Below are 18965 nucleotides of genomic sequence, written 5' to 3'. Positions count from 1 at the left end.
AAATTACAAGATTCGTATTTATTCATTATAAATTCAATCAAAACCTTAAATTATAGCTTTGAAAAAAAGATTTCAAAAGAAAAAGAATATGTAACAAGTTTATAATTAAAGAAAAAGACTTAAATGATTTTATCTATATAACAAGGAACGAAAAAAATCTAAAGTCTTTTTTTGGTATAACCAATAACTACTAGGAAAGTATAAACGGAACACTGTCTAAATTAAACTATTCTATAGGTAAAAAAAGTAGAGGTATACTTAAAACCATTTTATATTTAATGCTTTCATATACCTTCTACTTAATTTTATGCATATTGCATATACATAACAAACAAATTATACGACTGCTTCTTCATAAACCTGAAACAGTTTTTCATTTAAAAATTTCAGGGTTGGTATCTTATCTTTGGTATCTACCAAAATAGAAATATTATTATTACTACCTCCATAGGATACCATACGTACGGGGATAAAATTCAATATCTCAAAAAGTCTATATGATTTTTTATCATCGATCACTGATTCTCCCACTATACAAATAATACTATGATCATTTTCTACTGTTATTTCTGCATACGTTTCTATTTCTTTTACAATTTCATCTAGATTACTTGTATTATCAACTGTTAATGAAATAGCTATTTCTGAAGTTGTAATCATATCTATTGATGTTTGATATGTATCAAAAACTTCAAAAATCCTTCTTAAGTATCCATGTGCCATCAACATTCTATTGGATTTGATTTTGATAGCAGTAATTCCATCTTTTGCAGAGATTGCTTTTAATCCCTTTTGGTGTACCCTATTAGAAATTATAGTACCTGTAGCACTGGGATCAAAAGTGTTTTTTAAAAGTACTGGAATATCTTTACCTACTACAGGAGAAACTGTTTGTGGGTGTAAGATTTTTGCTCCAAAGTATGCTAATTCTGCTGCTTCATTATAGGTAAGATGAGATATTGGGTGTGTATCATCAACATATCTTGGGTCATTATTATGCAATCCATCAATATCTGTCCATATTTGTACTTCTGTTGCGTTTAATGCAGCTCCTATGATTGTAGCAGTATAATCACTACCTCCTCTTTTTAAGTGGCTGATCTCTTCTTTATCATTTCTACACACAAACCCTTGTGTAATATATAATGAAGATTGAACTCCTTTTTCTATAACTGTATGCAAGCGCGCACCTACCTTATCTATATTTGGTTTATCTACAGAGTCTACATGCATAAATTCTTTTGCATCTAGTAATGTATTTGGTATGCCTTCAAAGTTTAGAAAGCCTGAGAATATATATGTCAAAATAGTTTCTCCATAAGTAATAATTCTTGAGTTTATAACTTCTGAGTATTCTTGACTTGCTATTTCAAACATATCTGTAACCATAGAAGACAAACCATCTTTAAGAGTATTTCTAATCTCTTGATCTTCTATCAAAGCATCTATCACATCACTATGTTTACTCTCTAATTGGTGTAAGTTTCTAGTAATGGCATCTGTATCATTAAATTTTATATTCTCTACCAAACGAACTAATTGATCCGTTACGCCAGACATTGCAGAACAAACTACTATTTTATCTTCTTGATCCGAAGTTAAAATTTCTTTTACCCTATTCAGGTTTTCTACAGATCCAACGGATGTACCTCCGAATTTTAAAATTTTCATCAATTTAGGTTTTAGTGGTTTTTGGTACTACATAATTAATTAATAGTCTACAGATAATAAAAAAATTAAAATAAAAAACATAAATTTGCACAAAATGTTAAATATATAACAATGAAGACTATTACTGATTGCGTACACAATATACTTAGACACCAACCTTTTTTGGAGGATGCTTTATCTAGAGATATTATCAATTTTAGTTCTCTGGCTATTGACCTTCTACCAAAAGTGGAAAAGGTCATGAAAAAACCTGTAAAACCAGGTTCTATAGTAATGGCACTAAGGCGTTATCATCCTAGGCGAATAAAACATCTTAATAACTTGAGAAATTTAGGTGATATTGTAGTTCGATCAGGAATAACAGAATATACATTTCTCAATTCTAATAATATTTTAACAAGCCAAAGTAATCTATTGGATAGTGTAAAAAATGAGGCAAAGGCATATTTCACCTATTCTAGCAATTTCCAAGAAAGTAATATACTGGTTACCTCATCATTAAAACCTATTGTAGATAAGCATTTTAAAAACGAGACTTGCATTTCTGTTACCGATAATTTGTCTTCTATTTCTATTGCTTTGCCAGAAGATAACTCAAAAGTTATTGGCTTGTATTTTTACATTTTTAAATTATTAGCCTATGATGGAATCCCAGTATTTGAGGTGATTTCTACTTCAAATTATTTTACCTTATTTTTAGAAAAAGAATATGTAAATAAGGCTTTCTTATTAATGAACGAAATAAAAGAAGAGTGATTAATTATTAAATGACGCATGCTATCTTGTCCTTTTCTTGACTAAACTCTTAAAAATATAGTTCTACAAAAAACCCCAAGCTGTAATAGCTTGGGGTTTTAATATTCTATTTAGACAATATCAATTTACCAGATATGCACTCTGTTTTCTGGAGCTAAATACATTTTATCTCCTTCTTTGATATCAAATGCATCATAAAATGCTTGAACATTCAACAATGGCTGGATCGCTCTTGTTTTCCCTGGAGAATGAGGATCTGTTTTGATTCTTGTTCTCAAAGCATCTTCTCTTATTTTTGTTCTCCACACAGTTGCCCATGACATAAAGAAGCGTTGTTCTGCTGTAAATCCATCTATCTCTTCTGGTCTACCAATTTCTTCAAAATGCATTTGTAACCCATCATAAGCTCCTAATACACCTCCTAAATCTCCAATATTCTCTCCTAGAGTAAATTTACCATTGATAAAAACACTGTCTAATACTTCTATAGCACTATATTGTTCTGCCAATGCATTTCCTCTTTCTGTAAATTTAGTAAGATCATCTTCTGTCCACCAGTTAGAAAGGTTTCCTTCTGCATCAAAACGGGCTCCTGAATCATCAAAAGCATGTGATATTTCATGACCAATTACCGCGCCTATACCACCGTAATTAACCGCATCATCTGCTGAATAATTATAAAATGGAGGTTGAAGTATCGCCGCTGGAAAAACAATCTCATTAAACAATGGATTGAAATATGCATTTACTTGCTGAGGAGGCATTCCCCATTTTGTTTTATCTACAGTCTCTCCTATCTCTAAGATTGATTTTTTAAATGACCATTCTGATATTGCTATAGTATTTTCAAAATTAGAATTCTCTTCTTTTACATCTAATTTTGAATAATCTTCCCATTTATTCGGATATCCTATCTTAACAGTAAATTTATCTAATTTTTCTATCGCCTTGATTTTTGTACTATCACTCATCCAATCCAGAGCTTCAATTCTTTTTTGGTAAGCCTTGATTACATTAGCTATCATTTTTTCTGCCTTCACTTTAGCTTCTGGCGGAAATTTTGCATCTACATATAATTGACCAATAGCCTCTCCTACTGAATTATTAACTCTTGCTAATGCTCTTTCTTCTATTGGGCGTTGTTTTTTTGCTCCTCTAAGCGTTTTACTAAAGAAATCCCAATTTGCTTTTTCTATTTCTGTAGAGAGTGACCCTGTTACACTATTTAATGTAGACCAACGCACCACTGTTTTTAAATCTTCTATATCTGTACTAGCCAACACCTCTTGCAGTGTCTCCATATACTTTGGCTCTAAAACAATTACAGTATCTAATTGCTTTTCTACTCCTACATCTTTGATTAATTTAGACCAATCTATCGCTGGAGTTATCTTAGAAAGTTGTGCTATACTTCTTGGGTTATTAAAATTACGCATATCTCTACTCTGCACCTTATCAAATCTAGGTTCTGCTAATTTAGTTTCAATCGCTAAAATAGTCTCAGCAGCTTTACGAGCTTGTACTTCTGTATCTCCTATAAACTGAAGCATTCTTGTTATATGATCTACATACTGTCCTCTTATCTCTTTTGATTTTTCATCTTGATCCAAATAATAATCTCTATCAGGCAATCCTAATCTTCCCGTTGACACATATGGTGCATTGATATCACTATTACTTAAATCAGGAAAAGAAGTAAATCCTAAAAAAGGAGCATTAACAGCTGTTTCTGTTACTAATAATGTTTGAATATCTGCTATATTTTTTACAGCCGCTATTTTATCTAATGTTGGTTGTAATGGTGTAATACCTGCTTTATTTCTTGCAACGGTATCCATAATCGATTCAAAAATGAGCAATGCTTTGTATTGATCTGTTCCTTTTGCATATTTACCACTAGATTTTGCTTCTTTCAATATAGCAAGCACATCATCATCTGTTTTCTTTCTTAAAACACCAAAACCACCCCAACTTGTTCTATCTTCAGGAATTTCTGTTGTTTTCATCCAGCTACCATTTACGTAGTTGTAAAAATCTTCTTTAGGACTTATGGTTGAATCCATATTCTCCAACACTATCCCTGGGATTTTTTCTACTTCAACAACTTCTTCATTCTCATTGTTACTTTTTTTTGCTTCATCTTTACAACTTACAAAAGCGAGAACAAATACAGTTAAAAAATATACATTTTTCATTTTTATATACATTCTATTATTAAATTAATATTAGTTATTAGCAATATGACGTCTAAATTAAGAATTCGTTACGCATATTATGTTCGTAATTTATACAAAACGAAACATGATATTTATTTTTGAGTAAATTTTTAACGAAAAAATAAGAACTCTAAAAGAGAGTAATAGTTTTATTATAATTTTTTTAGTACAAACAGTGATTATTTCATTTTAACAACCTAGTATCAAAACAAAAAGGTTCTATATCTATAAGCTTTACTTCATTAAATCTTGGATGTAATGGATTTACCAAAAGATTTTGTTCTTTTGGAATTATAATACTAGGCACTTTAAGCCCTAAATATTGTTCTTCTGTTATCCACTGCATTGCAAAATTCTGAACCTCGATTGGTACTGGAATCTCATTCCAATCATTTGGCAACTTTTTTGTCTCTATTGTAGTAATCAACGTATCTGGTACTTCTATGGTAGCAATAGACATATCATCTGGAAAATATGCAGCTGGTAAATGTGCCAAAACCTCAAGCGCCGACAATGCAGCAGAAGTACTTGTATACAATACAGCCACTCCTTTTGGATTCCACCTACCTCCTACTGTTTTTGCTCCAATACCAGTAAGGTCTTTAATATATTTTTGTTTTGCGATTCGATATACTTGCATTATGCAAAAATTCCATGCTCTATTCGAACTAATTCTTCATTAAGTAACTGAAAACCAAAAGTTGTATCTAATAATTCTTTTGGTTTTTTCATAGCCAAAGCAACACTTGGGTGTTCCATCCAATTTTTAAAACGAGTAAGATCCCCAAATATATTTTCTCCTTTGGCATACAATTTTGCTAATTGCAATACCCGTGCGCTCGCCTCTGTGTTTAGCTTTTTATTCAAATCATATCGTTGAATAGTTCGCTCAGACATATGAAGTATATGTGCTAATTCCTTGAGATCAATACTAATTGTCTTAGCTAGATGCAATAACGCTTTTTTATCTATTCCGTTTCTAGACAATTCTATAAAATCATACATATTACGTAACGGGATATCAATATTTAAATAACGTAATAGTCCTTTATTTTCAAAATTGTCGAAATCTAGTGGAGATACTGCACTCATATCTTATTATTTTTGACAAATATACAAAAAAAAATGACAACTGTCTTAATTTATGGTTAAAATAGAGTTTAATTCTGGTTTCACCACATTTAATCTAGCTTCTATAGATCTTATGGCTACAGTAGATAAATACCTACCCAAGGGCAAGAGTGGTTTTATTAAAAGAGCTTCTTTCTCTGTGTCTTTTGATACTATTTCAGGATTTAGTAGTGGAATCATAGTAGGTTTTAGCATAATAGAGTAATTACTTCCTAGTTTTTTTGTGATCTCTCGAGTATGACCATATCTTACATTTTGCAAGGTAGTTAAAGGGGCCTGTAGTTGTGTTTGTGTTTTTATTATTTTACGCTCCTCATCATTAGCTATGACTAGATGTTTTAATTTTATTTTAGCCTGTAGACCTGGAAAAGAATCTCTCAGTATCTGTTTAAAAACCTCTTCTACTCCCTTAGACACTCGGCCACCAATATTATCATAATATCCAGCATCTGCATACTGATCTGAATATACCCTCCCTGATTCTGAAACTTTTTTTACCTCTCCAACAGGAGTGATATATGGAAAACTTGCATTAATTCTCATTGCTGTAGACAATCCAATAGAAGTATCAGGATAATACATTTGTAGATTATCTATAAAATCATTCATTCCTGTAAGCTCCCTTAAATGTGAATATTTTACAGGACTTATCATATTATAACTTCCTGTTTGTGTATGTGTCGTATTTATAAATAAAAGAGGAGGAACTGTTTTATTTATAATCTTTCCTTTTGCATCTGTAATATTTTCATAAAAAGACAAAAACTCTTTTTGCAAAATGTCTTCTCCATTATTGTTTTCTAAAAAATAGTTCTTATACGAAGTGCTCCATTGTTCTTCTAATAATTGCCCTCTATTTTTAAATCTAAATAAACTTGTTACCTCTTTAAAAAGATCTCTCCCTAAAAATGATAATAATGCAACAGATAAGTAATTTTCTTTATAAATAGCACTTGCTTTATATTTTAAAACAGGATACCTATTTTCTTTATTTTGTTTTATTTTAAAACTAGCTGTCGTATCATTCTTCATTGCACGTTGTGCTTCAGCAAAAAATAGCGCATTACCAACACTACCACCAGAAGCACCTGTCAAAGACAATAAGTTTTTCTCAAAATATTCCCCATTAGATTTTTCATACAAATAACTATGTACCAAAAAAGACCATAACCCAGCTCTAGAACCACCTCCTTCTGAAGAGACTATGATTGCAGGAAAACATCCTTCTTGATTTTTGATAATTTCTTCTCGACTTTTTATCCATTGATATATGTACTCCTCCATAGTAGCTCTAACTACTGTACTTTTCTTTAAATCTAATTGATAGTGATCTGATTCTTTCGAAAAGAGCCTCCCAAAAAACAAACTCAAAATGACAGTTATAGTAAATAATGGCATTTTTAATTTTTTCCCGCACAAGATCAATATAAAACTAATCATGAATAAGCTTACCAATGACAATATTAAAATAGACAAAGGATTTATTCTACCAGCCCATTCTGGAATAAAATTAAGAACCAAAAAAGATATTAATAAAATAAAGCCTGCAACGAGAACGGTTCCATAAAATAATTTTTCGGGAAATTCCTTTAAGAAATTATAACTATTAAATGATAATGTGAAGAAAAATAATACCAACGCATAATTTGATAAAAAGAGATTACCTAAATCTTTTTCTGTCTGAGTATTCAAAGTACCAAGAGATATTATAAAAATCACCAACCCTACTGACAGTAATACAATAAAGGTGTTCGTTTTTGGAATTTTGGTTACAAAATTTTTTAAATGTTCATAAAATATAGGCTCAGTAAAAAAAAGTAAAAAAAATATACTAGAGATCAATGTATTGGTAGGATCAAAAAAGCTAGTATATATATTTTCTAGTTCAAACACCTTCATGGCATTAAGAATACTAAGTGCAGATATTATCAATAATAACAAAGCCAATATTCTAGGAACTACTTTTCGCATATGTACTCTTACCTTATAATGGTATCTCGCATACTTATTCTTTCTCTGAAATTTGTAATGTTGATTTGGTACAAAACCTATAAGGTTATAAAATGTAATATCCTTATAATTATAAAAGTAAAAGTATTTAGGGATATTCCAAATCAAAAATGCGGAGGCCATAAGTAAAAAGAAATACAAAGGGACTTCAAATAAAAAAGCATCTGCTTGATTTAATATTAATAACAAATCCAAAGTCTGCGGAAAATGCCATAATGCAAAATACAAGGATAAAATAAAAAAAAGACTAATTAAGTTATTATACAACTCTCCTATTAATGTTTTAAACCAGATACTAAATCGTTGAAAAAATAACAGCAGTTTTACCATTTTTTGTTGTAATTAGGTTGTAAGAATAACACAATAAATCTAATGAATTAAACGAATACTCTCTGGTAATATTCTTTAAAATATCTAGTAAATTAATACAATCAAAATAAGCTTATATAGTTTCTTAATGAAAAGGTGTTTTTATTTTAGGAAAAGTCAAGTATTATTATCGCATTAAAAACTAAAATCAATCAATTAGTATATTCTTTAAAAAAAATGTTAAAAAAAACAAAAATAAATAAAACCCTAAAACTCCTGTATTAACTAGGGTTTTGAGATATTTTGACTCTTAAACTACCTATTAGCATCTATATTAAACTCAATAAAGTTACGTTTTTAACACAAAAAAGTGTATATTGTCGTTGATTTTGTGTTTTACAACGATTTAAAATCACATCAAGTAAGATTTAACTTACAAAACAAAAGTTCAACCCCAAAACCAAACTTTATGAAAACAATTCTACCTTTACTACTCTTGTTCGTAACAAGCTTAACATTTGCAAACTCAAAAATCGATATTTCATATAAGTTAATGTCGGTTACAGAAAATACTGTCGTTGATGGTTTGGATGAAAACACTGAAGAAGGTGTTATTTTTATTACAGAAAGCCTACATCTTGAAGATGGTGTACGTATCAAGGTAAGAAACGCATGCCTTATCATTCTTGGAGATTTAACAGGTAATGGCATTATTGATATCGATCATACTGCTACTGTAACACTAGAAGGAGAAGAGCAAGGAAGAATCACTTTTGTAGATAGATTTCTTGCAGACAATACCTGCCAACAAAACACAGATGAAAAAACGTTTAAACATATAAAAGATGTTCCTCAAGGCCTTAATTATAGCCTTTACAATATGTCTGGAAGACTATTAGACAAAGGAGAAGTTGATGACTACATTCAAAATTACATGGACCCTAAAACATATTTAATAAAAATAGACGGATACAAACTTAAAAGAATCATTTTTAAGCCATAATCCGATCAATAAAAGTAAGGTTTAAAGTCCGCGATAATTAGTTATCGTGGACTTTTCTAAGAATACTATTAACTATTAATTCCCTGAAAAAAACTTATATTTAATGATAACTCTCAATATTCACTCCCCAATACCTTCTACTCTTTTATAATAAAGAGTCTAACTTAACAATTATATGGTGCGAACATCATGGTTCAAATCTGAAGCGGCTAGATACGCATTTTATGGAATCCTATTTGGACTCCTATTTCCTATTTTGGCTACAAGTATAGATATTGCCAGGTTAGGAATAGAATTCTCGTGGCAATCTATAATATGGGTACAACAACAACAACCTATTCATTATATCATAGATACTGCTCCCCTATTTCTTGGTCTTTTTGCTATGTTTGGAGGTAGAAATCTTGATAAGTTAAAAGAAAAAAACAAACAAATCTTAAAAGCTTCAAAATTCAAAGAAGACTTCCTAGCAAATATGAGCCATGAGATCAGAACTCCCATGGTAGGCGTAATTGGTATGATAGATTTACTTTTCAAAAACACCAAATTAGATGAGCTTCAAAAACAATATGTAAGTACTATTTATCAATCTTCACATAACTTATTGGATATCTTGAATCAAATTTTGGACCTCTCAAAAATGGAAGCTGGAAAATTTAACCTTTCCCCCGTACCAACTAATTTTAAAGATCTGATTCATCAAAACATAGGTCTATTTATGGCAATTGCTACTTCAAAAAAAATAGAATTAACATCTAATTATTCTCATGAATTGCCCGAGAATATCATGTCTGATAATAAGCGGTTAACTCAAATTATCTCAAACCTTATAGGCAATGCTATAAAATTTACAGATCAAGGGCTAATACAAATACATACTTCTTTGGTATCAAAAAAAAACGATAACCTAACAGTTAAAGTAGAAGTTATTGATTCTGGAGTTGGTATTGATACAAAAAATCAGGCAACACTTTTTAATCGTTTTAGCCAATTTCATCAAGCTTCAATACTTGCAGGAGAAGGTAGTGGTTTAGGTCTCTCTATTTGTGAGAAACTAGTTCAGCTTATGCAAGGAGAAATTGGTGTAAAAAGTGAAATCGGAAAAGGGAGTAACTTCTGGTTTACCTTTCAAACAACTAAGGTCAGTATTCCTATACCTCAAAAGAATAAATCTTTACCCTCTTTAAAAAATCAAAAATATAATTTACATGTTTTACTTATAGAAGACTCTGATACCAGTATACTTGTATCTCAACAAATTTTGAAATATTTAGGGTGTACATCAGATACAGCAAAAGACGGAAGACAAGCAATACAGATGTTTCAAGAAGGCATCTATGATCTAATCCTAATGGATATCAATTTACCTGGAATCGACGGTGTACAAACCTCTCAAATATTACGCAAAACTTATAATACAATCCCTCCTATTATTGCGATAACTTCTAATGCGCTTCCAGGTGATGCAGAACGATATATAGCCAAAGGATTAGATGATTATATTACAAAACCCTATACTACAGAAATATTGAATATCAAATTAAAAAATTGGTTTGGGAATCATTCTCAGAACCACTAGAAATACATAATTACAAGTAACCTCTTTGCTTTAAGAAATCAACAACGTTCTTGTTCAGCAAAATTTCTTACCTTGTAAGGTACACTAAACTCTTTATTAAAAGACAATTAAAAACTTTGGGTAATGCAACAAACAAACAAACTATTCCGTAAAAAACATATTTCTTTTATACTTCTTGTTTTTTTAGTTTTAGGATTTCCCTCGAAAACACACGTATATGCTTATATACAAGATATTACATCTAATTCTGATTATAATAAATACAAAGGAATAATACTTGATAAAAAAACCAACAAACCGCTTATATCTGCTTCTATTTCTGTAAATCAAACTAATATATCTACTGTTACCAATACCGAAGGAAAGTTCTTATTAAAAGTTCCCGCAGATATGAATACTACCACTATTACCATCTCTTATCTAGGATATAGGGATAAAACAATAGCGCTTTCTGAGTTTGAAGGAAAAGAATTAAAAATAAAATTAAATGTATCGGTTACAGAATTATCTGAAGTCAGCATTACCCCAATAGATCCAATCCAACTCCTAAAAAAAGTAATGCAAAAAAAAGGAAGTAACTATCTAAATGAGCACACAATCATGACTGCATTTTATAGAGAAACCATCAAAAAAAGAAGAACATATGTATCGCTTTCTGAAGCCGTCGTAGATATCTACAAAAATCCATATGAATCTAAAAAAACAGATGTACTCAAACTATTCAAAGCCCGAAAAAGTGCAGACTATAAAAAGCTAGACACGCTAACCCTAAAACTACAAGGAGGACCTACAACTACATTATATATTGATGTAATGAAGAATTCAGATATTCTTTTTACTGACAATATGCCAAACTTATATAGTTTTAGTTTTGATACCTCTACAAAAATTAATGACCAAGACATCTACGTACTTAATTTTAAACAACATCCACATATAAAAGAGCCATTGTATTTTGGCAAACTATATATCGATTCTAAAAGTTTTGCTGTAACCAAAGCTGTGTATAGCCTAAATATGGAAAATAAAGAAGAAGTAAGTAAAATGTTTGTTCGTAAAAAACCCAAAAAAGCAAAAGTCAACCTTACTAAAGTTAGTTATGCCATCGATTATCGGCAAAAAAACGGAAAATGGTATTATAGCTACGGTAAGGTTAATATGAATGTAAAAGTTAACTGGAAAAAGAAATTATTCAATTCTTTATATAAATTGAATGTCGAAATGGCGGTTACCGACTGGAAGAAAAACACTGATAACCTGTCTATTAAACAAAGAAATCAACTAAAACCTTCTGTTATTATTAGTGATGAAGCTTCTGGGTTTTCTGATCCAGTGTTTTGGGGAGAATTCAATGTTATAGAGCCTGAAAAATCTATAGAATCAGCCATCAAAAAAATCAAAAAACAGTTACAAAGATTAAATTAAAAGTGTAAATAATCAAAAAAATAATATCATAGCAACTTTTTGATTGTATATAGCTTATGAAGTGATTTAAACTTTTTCTAGTTCTTTTTTTTAAATTTTTTAATCGCTATGACAATGAATGACAGGTAATTAAAACCTATCCAACTAGTTACGGTAGTATCATACCTATTGAGCAGTGACCTATAGCTATCCATCCAAGCATTGGTTCTCTCTATAGCATATCTTTCATTGTAAAGTTCTTGGTCGAAATATTCACCTCTGTCTAGGTCTCCATTACGTTTATTGAAACATACATTTGCATTAATATCCTTTTTATCACATGAGTTTCTAAAGTCCTTGGCGTCAAAGCCTGCATCTGCATTGAGAAATAACCCCTCTATAGAAATATTAGCGTCTTCCAATGTTGATGTTACTACCTCGAATTGAACCTCAATATCATAGAGATCATTATGATTACCTGCTAAAGGTTCTGACATGGCAAGAGGCAATCCCTGTCTATCACTTAAATAAAGGGCATTGGTAGTTTTACGTTTTTTTCTTCCTTGATATTCCACTTGTTCTCCACCTCTAATAGCTGGAGTATGACTACCATCTAAATCTACACTAGAGAGATCAAAGTTAGATTTATGCTTAGTTAGAAAACCTACCCAACAAGATTTCCAAACTCCACTAACACACCATTTTCTGTAATGATAGTAAACAGACTCCCAACTCAATGATTTTCCTTCAAAGAAAATTTGAGTTGGTAATTGATGCCATTGAACTCCTGTTTTTAACTTGTAAAGTATAGCATTTACAATCTCAACTAAGGGAACTCTTGGAGGAAACCCTCGCTTGGCTAATGGTATGTGTGGAATTATTTCCATTTCTATTGTATATTTGTCTAGTACGCTGTACATAATAGGCTGCTTTTAAATAATTTACGTGTCGTAACGCAAATATCGGCAGCCCGTTTTTACAATTCAAAAAAAAGTTTAAATCAGTTCAATTTATAATATATAGAAACCTATTTGTTATTAAAAAAATAGGGCTCGGAATATCCGAACCCTATTAAATCAATTATAGTCTTAAAAATTAATTTAAAGCCTATTATTTTCTAATTATCTTACCAGTCGTTTTATTTTTAGAAACCGAAATTGTGTAAAAATACATTCCTGATTCTAAATCACCTATATCAAAACTCATAGTCTCTTGCCCTGATCTTAGGTTATCATTCTGAAAATTAAAAACTTCCACTCCACTAGTATTAAATACTTGGAATCTGAAATAATTAGCTCCTCCAGACTTAGAAATAGCACTATTATCTAATGCTACATTAATCATATTACCTGACAGAGGGTTAGGGAATACTTTTCCTACACTCTGACTAGCTGCTGTAGCATTTCTACTAGCAACTCCTTTTAAGTAAGCACTATGACTTGTAGAGAATGCAGAATTGTTTACTAAATCCCAGTTGATTGACCATGTCATCAATCCTCTAAAAGTAGGATAAGTTGCACTAGTAGTGTATGATCTACCAGGATAAGAAACACCTTTGATCAAATAATCTAATGCCTGTTGTACTACTGCTTCAGAAGTATATCCACTTCCTGCTGCTTGCGTAGTAGATGGTAAACCAATTGCTACTTGATCAGCTCTAAGCCCTGGAAATGTAAGTCCTGTTTGAGCAACAGGGAATCCTGTAATCAACATTTCTGCCATTGCTACATGAAAATCAGCCGTTGCTGGTTGATATACCTGTCCGTCTCTACCAAACATAGATCCAGTATTATAATGCTGTACATGTATGTAATTCATCTCATTACGTAATGCATGCACAACAGGTAAATATGCTCCGAATATCCCAGAGTAATTTCCATAAGCACCTTGTACATAAGCTGTTTCTGGAGCCATACTCAAAATAAAACGATTTGCTCCTATATTAGATCTAATCGCTTTTGTAGCATCTATAAGATTGATTATCTTTGGCGTCGTTGGACTTCTAAAATCAGTATCTCCTGGATTTAATGAAAGAGAACTTCCTTCTAAATCAATGTCTAGTCCATCAAATCCATATGTATTAATAATATTAGTCATAGAACTAATAAATTCATTTTTCTCTGCTGTATTTGTAAGCTCAACTCTAGCATTTGCTCCTCCTATAGAAATCAATACTTTCTGTCCTCTACTCTGTAGAGTAGCTACATCATCGATAAATGCTTGAGTATTTCCTGCATAGATACTATATGGGCTAAATTGCATATCAGAAGCACTACCTCTTACTGGTTCTGCAAAAGCAACGCAAACTACATCCCAATCTCTAGACACTTCACTCAATCTTGGAGTAGTTGATGAATTATCAAAATTATGCCAGTATCCTACAAGAATCTTACCAGGAAGGTTATTATTTCCTCCTCCTGGAGCTTGACTTCTAATAACAACAGCATCAGATGTTGTTTGATTATTTTCATTATCAGTAGCTACTGCTGTCAAAGAATAACTTCCTGTTTGTGCATTTGCTATTGTGTAAGAATATGGCCTTGTAGTATCTTCTCCTAATTTAGTAGTTCCATTAAAGAACTCAACCTTGGTCACACTACCATCATCTGTAGCATCTGCTGAAACAATTACAGAACTTCCTACAGGATATGTAGCACCACTAAGAGGAGAGGTAACACTTACCACAGGAGAAGTTCCTGGTCCTCCACCACCAGTACAGTCACCAGCTTTTGTCCATGCATTTTGCCAGTAAGCTCCAGTACCAGGTGCATACGCCCAAGCTGCTGCAGATGAACACCATCCTGGAACATCACAACTATATTTTGCTCCATCATTCTGTACCTCATCATTTTGTCCATAAGAAGTACCTGCTGCATATTGTGCTACACTAGCACAATTTCCACTTCCACCACCAGTTGGTGTAACTGAAACTGAAACTACTGAAGAAATTGTATTAGCACCTTGGTTATCTGTAGCCTTTGCAGTAAGTGTATAATTTCCAACTGCTGCATTTGCAACTGTATAAGAATAAGGACTAGTAGTATCTTCACCTAACAGAGTAGCACCATTATAAAATTCTACCTTAGCAACAGTACCATCAGAATCTGAAGCATCCGCAGTTACAGAAATAGAAGTTCCTTCTACAAAAGATGCATTATTAGTTGGTAAAGTTATTGCTACCGTAGGGTTTACATTAGATGTACCTCCTCCTCCTGTACAGCTTCCAGTTTTTGTCCATGCATTTTGCCAGTGAGCTCCAGTACCTGGTGCATATGCCCATGCAGCATCAGATGAACACCACCCTGGAATACTACAAGTATATTTTACTCCATCATTTTGCACCTCATCATTTTGTCCATAAGGAGTACCTGCTACATACTGTGGTATTGCAGCACAATCACCTCCATCGCCAGTTGTAACATTCACTGTTACCACTGCAGAAGTCGTAGTTGCCGCTTTATCATCTGTAGCTACAGCTGTTAAGGTATAAGTACCTACCACTGCGCTAGCTATACTATAACTATAAGGGCTGGTAGTATCTTCTCCTAATTTTGTTGTCCCGTTAAAGAACTCTACTTTAGCTACAGTACCATCACTATCTGCTGCTGTCGCGGCTATTGCTATAGATGCTCCTGCTGTAAAAGAATCATTATTGTTAGGAGATGTTATACTTACTGTAGGTGGTACATTAGGTGTACTTCCTACAGAAATAGCAACCGCTGAAGATGTTTTTGTTGCTCCTTCATTATCTGTTGCTTTTGCTGTAATAGAATAATTACCTACTACAACATTTACCCATGAGTACTCATAAGGAGCAGTTGTATCTTCTCCTAATTTTGTTGCTCCGTTAAAAAATTCTACTTTGGTTACTGTACCACTACCTGAATCTGATGCATTTGCGGTTATTGTAATAGTTGAACCAGGAGCAAAATTAGCATTATTTGCAGGAGATGTGATATTTACTGTAGGAGCAGGATTTATGATTATCCCATTTGCAAATACCTCATTCATTTTGTTTACTAAAGGAGATTTTACATTAGACCATCTTTTTAATTTAGGTCCAAATGAAGTAGCAGAACCACTTATTTCTAAATCACCATATACAGTCCATACAATAGTACCCGCAAGATTATTATCTTTTATAAACTGAGCTTTGATACCTATAGATTCCTCATCATCATAACTTAAGAAATATTTTCCGTTTACCAAATAAGGAACCTTTGCCTCATCATCCCATTTTCTGGTCCAGCCACCAGTACCAGATAATGCTTTTTGTTTTATAAAAAAGTAATTAGGTGTACCATCATATACATCTTTTGGCCAATTTGTATAATCAGCTGCCGTCTCAATTGGTCCATCTGGTTGTACATTGTCTTGTCTTTTTACTGTAGCAACATTAAGATCGGCATTACCCGCAGTAATTACTCCTCTACCATAAAATGGGGCTCCAAAACATATTTTATTTGAAGGCACTCCTAATTCGTTTAGTTTTTGTAATGTTGACTGCCAGTTAAAGAAAGGTACTTCTGCTCCTGTGTATGGGTATACTGGTGCATTATGTCCTGCAATATTAGACCATCCTCCATTGAAGTCATAGGTCATCATATTAAAGTAATCCATGTTTTTAACAACATTTGTCCAGTTAAACCCTTCTAGTTTTCTTGGATCTGCAGACATAGCCGATGTGATCAATTTATCTGGCCCAATAGCAGTACGTATTTCTTGTAACAATGTTTCAAAATTTGCAAAATCTGCCTGAGTTCCTGTAAAGTTCATTCCTGAAAAAGGTCCTGGATACTCCCAGTCTAAATCAATTCCGTCGAACCCTGTAGCTATCAATTTTTTACAGTCTTCTACGAATTTGGCTCTTTTTACAGGATCTGCAGCCATCTCAGGAAAATGTTTACACATACTCCATCCCCCAATAGAAGCCATTACCTTAACTCCTTTTTGATGAGCTAACTCAAGAAGCCCTGGTGCTCCTGTTTCCTTATGCAATGGTAAAGGAAGTGATCCACTTAATCCCCATGCTGGGTGTGTCCATGTACTACCTCCAACAGCAACTTGAAAACCTTGAGCCTCTGCTCTTCTTTTTGCATCTTCATTGATATATTGAAGTGGATCAATCTCTCCAAAAAGAATATGCATATCCCAACTACTATAAATATCAGTAAAGAATATATCAGCTGGTTCTTGTGAAACACCTTGTTGGTAAATCTTTTTATCTCTATGATCCCCACTATGTAATGATCCATCTCTAGCTACTCCAAAAAATGAATAATTAAGAATGGTATACTTAGAATAATCAATATTAAGGTGCGTTAATGCCCCTGCTGCTGGAACGCCTGCAGTATTCGTTTTCCATGCATCCCAATTGGTAATATAACCGATTATCTGTTTCTGGTGGTTTGCTGTCGTTGCAGTTCCTCCAGTGTTTACCTGTGCAGAGCCTATGCTCCATGCACATAATAAAATTAAAAGTAAGAATGTTTTCAAATACTTCTTTTGAAAACACCTGACCTCAAAAGTCTCGTTTAATCTTTTCATAATTTTTTACCTTAAGTTATAAAATGGTTTGTGTAATTATTTCTGGAAACAAATTTTATTTCCAGTGAAAAATTAAGAAAAACTCAAACTTTTAAAAAACTAAATAGCTAAATGACTATAATTCATAGATTTTCAGAAGAAAAACAAGAATAAGACGTAAATTACTTATATTCTATAATTTCTATAGAGAAACAAGATTATTAAGAGACTCTTCATCAAAAAGAACAATAAAAAGTAATAATTCTGGTTAAATATGATGATGTAGGAAATCAAAACGTATTAGGGATAAATCACGTAAATAAGGAATTTTAACTTAGAATAATTGTTAAAATATTATAGAATGAAAGTAAAATGTTTACTTGTTGATGATGATCCATTAGCGATTAATATTATAAAAAAGCATTTGAAGTACTTTGAAAACTTTGAAGTGACTGCTATGTGTAATAATGCTGTGGATGCCTTTGATTTTACACGAAAAAACTCAATCGATTTAGTTTTTGTAGATATTAATATGCCAATAGTAAATGGTATAGAGTTTATAAAAAGCTTACAAGATCCTCCTTTAATTATAATAACCTCTTCTGATGAGAAGTATGCTGTACAAGGTTTTGAATTAGGGGTTGTAGATTATTTAATAAAACCCATATCAATTAAAAGGTTAGTCAAATCTTTGCATAAAACTTCCAAAATACTTAATACTATAAATAAACCTTCTCTTCTATCAGATTTCGAGCCAGAAGATCATATTTTTATAAAAGTAGATAAAAAGATGATTAAGGTTTATTATAATGATATATACTATATTGAGAGCCTCAAAGACTATGTTATTATAAAAACAGCTCATAAAGACTATGTTACACACTATAATCTTTCTGCTATAACAAAATTAATTCCTAAATATCTTTTTACAAGAATTCATCGCTCATACACAGTTGCAATTGGTAAAGTAAAGGCGATCGATAAAAATTGTGTAGAAGTTAATGGAGAATTACTTCCTATGGGTAGGAATTACATCAAAGAAGCTAAGTATAAAATTATAAATGGAGTTGCATGCTAATGTTTAAGCCTCACTCTATACCTATAAATTAAAAAATCCAGAAGCATGTTTCTGGATTTTTTGTTTAAACCAAAAAAGAATAATTAATTATTATTCATTTTCAATATAATAATAATATTAATTAGTATATCGTTTAGCATTATATTTCTAAGTGAATCTTCATTTTTTTCTAACTCACAAGCTGTAATACTCCTCAAAAGAAAATGGCTTAGTTATGATTTGTATATGTTTTATCTTAGCCTAAATTTTATTTTTGATGATTCCTGAAGATTTCAAAGACTT

The 18965-nt window shown here is 31.8% G+C and carries 12 protein-coding genes; 5 read left to right on the top strand and 7 right to left on the bottom strand.

The genetic code is table 11. The annotated features are described in order from the left end of the window. Nucleotides 1-336 precede the first annotated feature (336 nt). Nucleotides 337-1671 carry an aspartate kinase gene (locus CVD18_RS10005; protein WP_103865304.1) on the bottom strand — a complete coding sequence of 445 codons (1335 nt, stop codon included), beginning with the start codon at nucleotides 1669-1671 and terminating at the stop codon, nucleotides 337-339. Nucleotides 1672-1782: 111 nt separating this feature from the next. On the opposite strand from CVD18_RS10005, the gene CVD18_RS10000 reads away from it, so the two are divergent. Beyond that, nucleotides 1783-2427 carry a hypothetical protein gene (locus tag CVD18_RS10000; RefSeq protein ID WP_103865303.1) on the top strand — a complete coding sequence of 215 codons (645 nt, stop codon included), beginning with the start codon at nucleotides 1783-1785 and terminating at the stop codon, nucleotides 2425-2427. A 125-nt stretch (nucleotides 2428-2552) separates the two neighbouring features. Here the strand turns inward: CVD18_RS10000 and CVD18_RS09995 are convergent, their stop codons facing one another. The 4 genes from CVD18_RS09995 to CVD18_RS09980 all read right to left on the bottom strand — a co-directional run bounded on the left by CVD18_RS09995 (nucleotide 2553) and on the right by CVD18_RS09980 (nucleotide 8114). Next, nucleotides 2553-4622, bottom strand: coding sequence for a M13 family metallopeptidase (locus tag CVD18_RS09995; protein WP_103865325.1), 2070 nt, complete (start codon nucleotides 4620-4622; stop codon nucleotides 2553-2555). Between the two features lie 205 nt (nucleotides 4623-4827). Next, the gene (locus CVD18_RS09990) at nucleotides 4828-5283 is read right to left on the bottom strand and encodes an RES family NAD+ phosphorylase (protein ID WP_103865302.1); all 456 of its coding nucleotides are present in this window, start codon (nucleotides 5281-5283) and stop codon (nucleotides 4828-4830) included. Further along, nucleotides 5283-5735, bottom strand: coding sequence for an antitoxin Xre-like helix-turn-helix domain-containing protein (locus CVD18_RS09985; protein WP_103865301.1), 453 nt, complete (start codon nucleotides 5733-5735; stop codon nucleotides 5283-5285). Before CVD18_RS09985 ends, CVD18_RS09990 begins: the two co-directional genes overlap by 1 nt. A 45-nt stretch (nucleotides 5736-5780) precedes the next feature. Further along, nucleotides 5781-8114, bottom strand: coding sequence for a patatin-like phospholipase family protein (locus CVD18_RS09980; RefSeq protein WP_103865300.1), 2334 nt, complete (start codon nucleotides 8112-8114; stop codon nucleotides 5781-5783). A gap of 448 nt (nucleotides 8115-8562) precedes the next feature. On the opposite strand from CVD18_RS09980, the gene CVD18_RS09975 reads away from it, so the two are divergent. The 3 genes from CVD18_RS09975 (at nucleotide 8563) to CVD18_RS09965 (ending at nucleotide 12100) form a co-directional block, all read left to right on the top strand. Then, entirely contained in the window at nucleotides 8563-9096 is a 534-nt protein-coding gene (locus tag CVD18_RS09975; RefSeq protein WP_146052750.1) for a hypothetical protein, read from the top strand. Between the two features lie 175 nt (nucleotides 9097-9271). After that, nucleotides 9272-10675 carry an ATP-binding protein gene (locus CVD18_RS09970; protein ID WP_103865298.1) on the top strand — a complete coding sequence of 468 codons (1404 nt, stop codon included), beginning with the start codon at nucleotides 9272-9274 and terminating at the stop codon, nucleotides 10673-10675. Between the two features lie 123 nt (nucleotides 10676-10798). Beyond that, on the top strand, nucleotides 10799-12100 hold the full coding sequence (locus CVD18_RS09965) for a carboxypeptidase-like regulatory domain-containing protein (protein WP_103865297.1): 1302 nt from the start codon (nucleotides 10799-10801) through the stop codon (nucleotides 12098-12100). A 77-nt stretch (nucleotides 12101-12177) separates the two neighbouring features. Here CVD18_RS09965 and CVD18_RS09960 read toward each other — a convergent pair whose 3' ends face one another. After that, nucleotides 12178-12999: an IS5 family transposase gene (locus CVD18_RS09960; protein WP_103865296.1), complete on the bottom strand. Its 822-nt coding sequence runs from the start codon at nucleotides 12997-12999 to the stop codon at nucleotides 12178-12180. Nucleotides 13000-13189: 190 nt separating this feature from the next. After that, nucleotides 13190-17626 (bottom strand): glycosyl hydrolase family 18 protein, encoded by a 4437-nt coding sequence (locus tag CVD18_RS09955; RefSeq protein ID WP_103865295.1) that lies wholly within the window; start codon nucleotides 17624-17626, stop codon nucleotides 13190-13192. A gap of 340 nt (nucleotides 17627-17966) precedes the next feature. On the opposite strand from CVD18_RS09955, the gene CVD18_RS09950 reads away from it, so the two are divergent. Further along, nucleotides 17967-18683, top strand: coding sequence for a LytTR family DNA-binding domain-containing protein (locus CVD18_RS09950; RefSeq protein WP_103865294.1), 717 nt, complete (start codon nucleotides 17967-17969; stop codon nucleotides 18681-18683). Nucleotides 18684-18965: the final 282 nt, after the last annotated feature.

The organism is Aquimarina sp. I32.4, from assembly GCF_002924285.1.
GTDB lineage: Bacteria > Bacteroidota > Bacteroidia > Flavobacteriales > Flavobacteriaceae > Aquimarina.
Note: the sequence above shows the minus strand (reverse complement) of the source record. Positions and strands in the feature narration are given on the sequence as shown.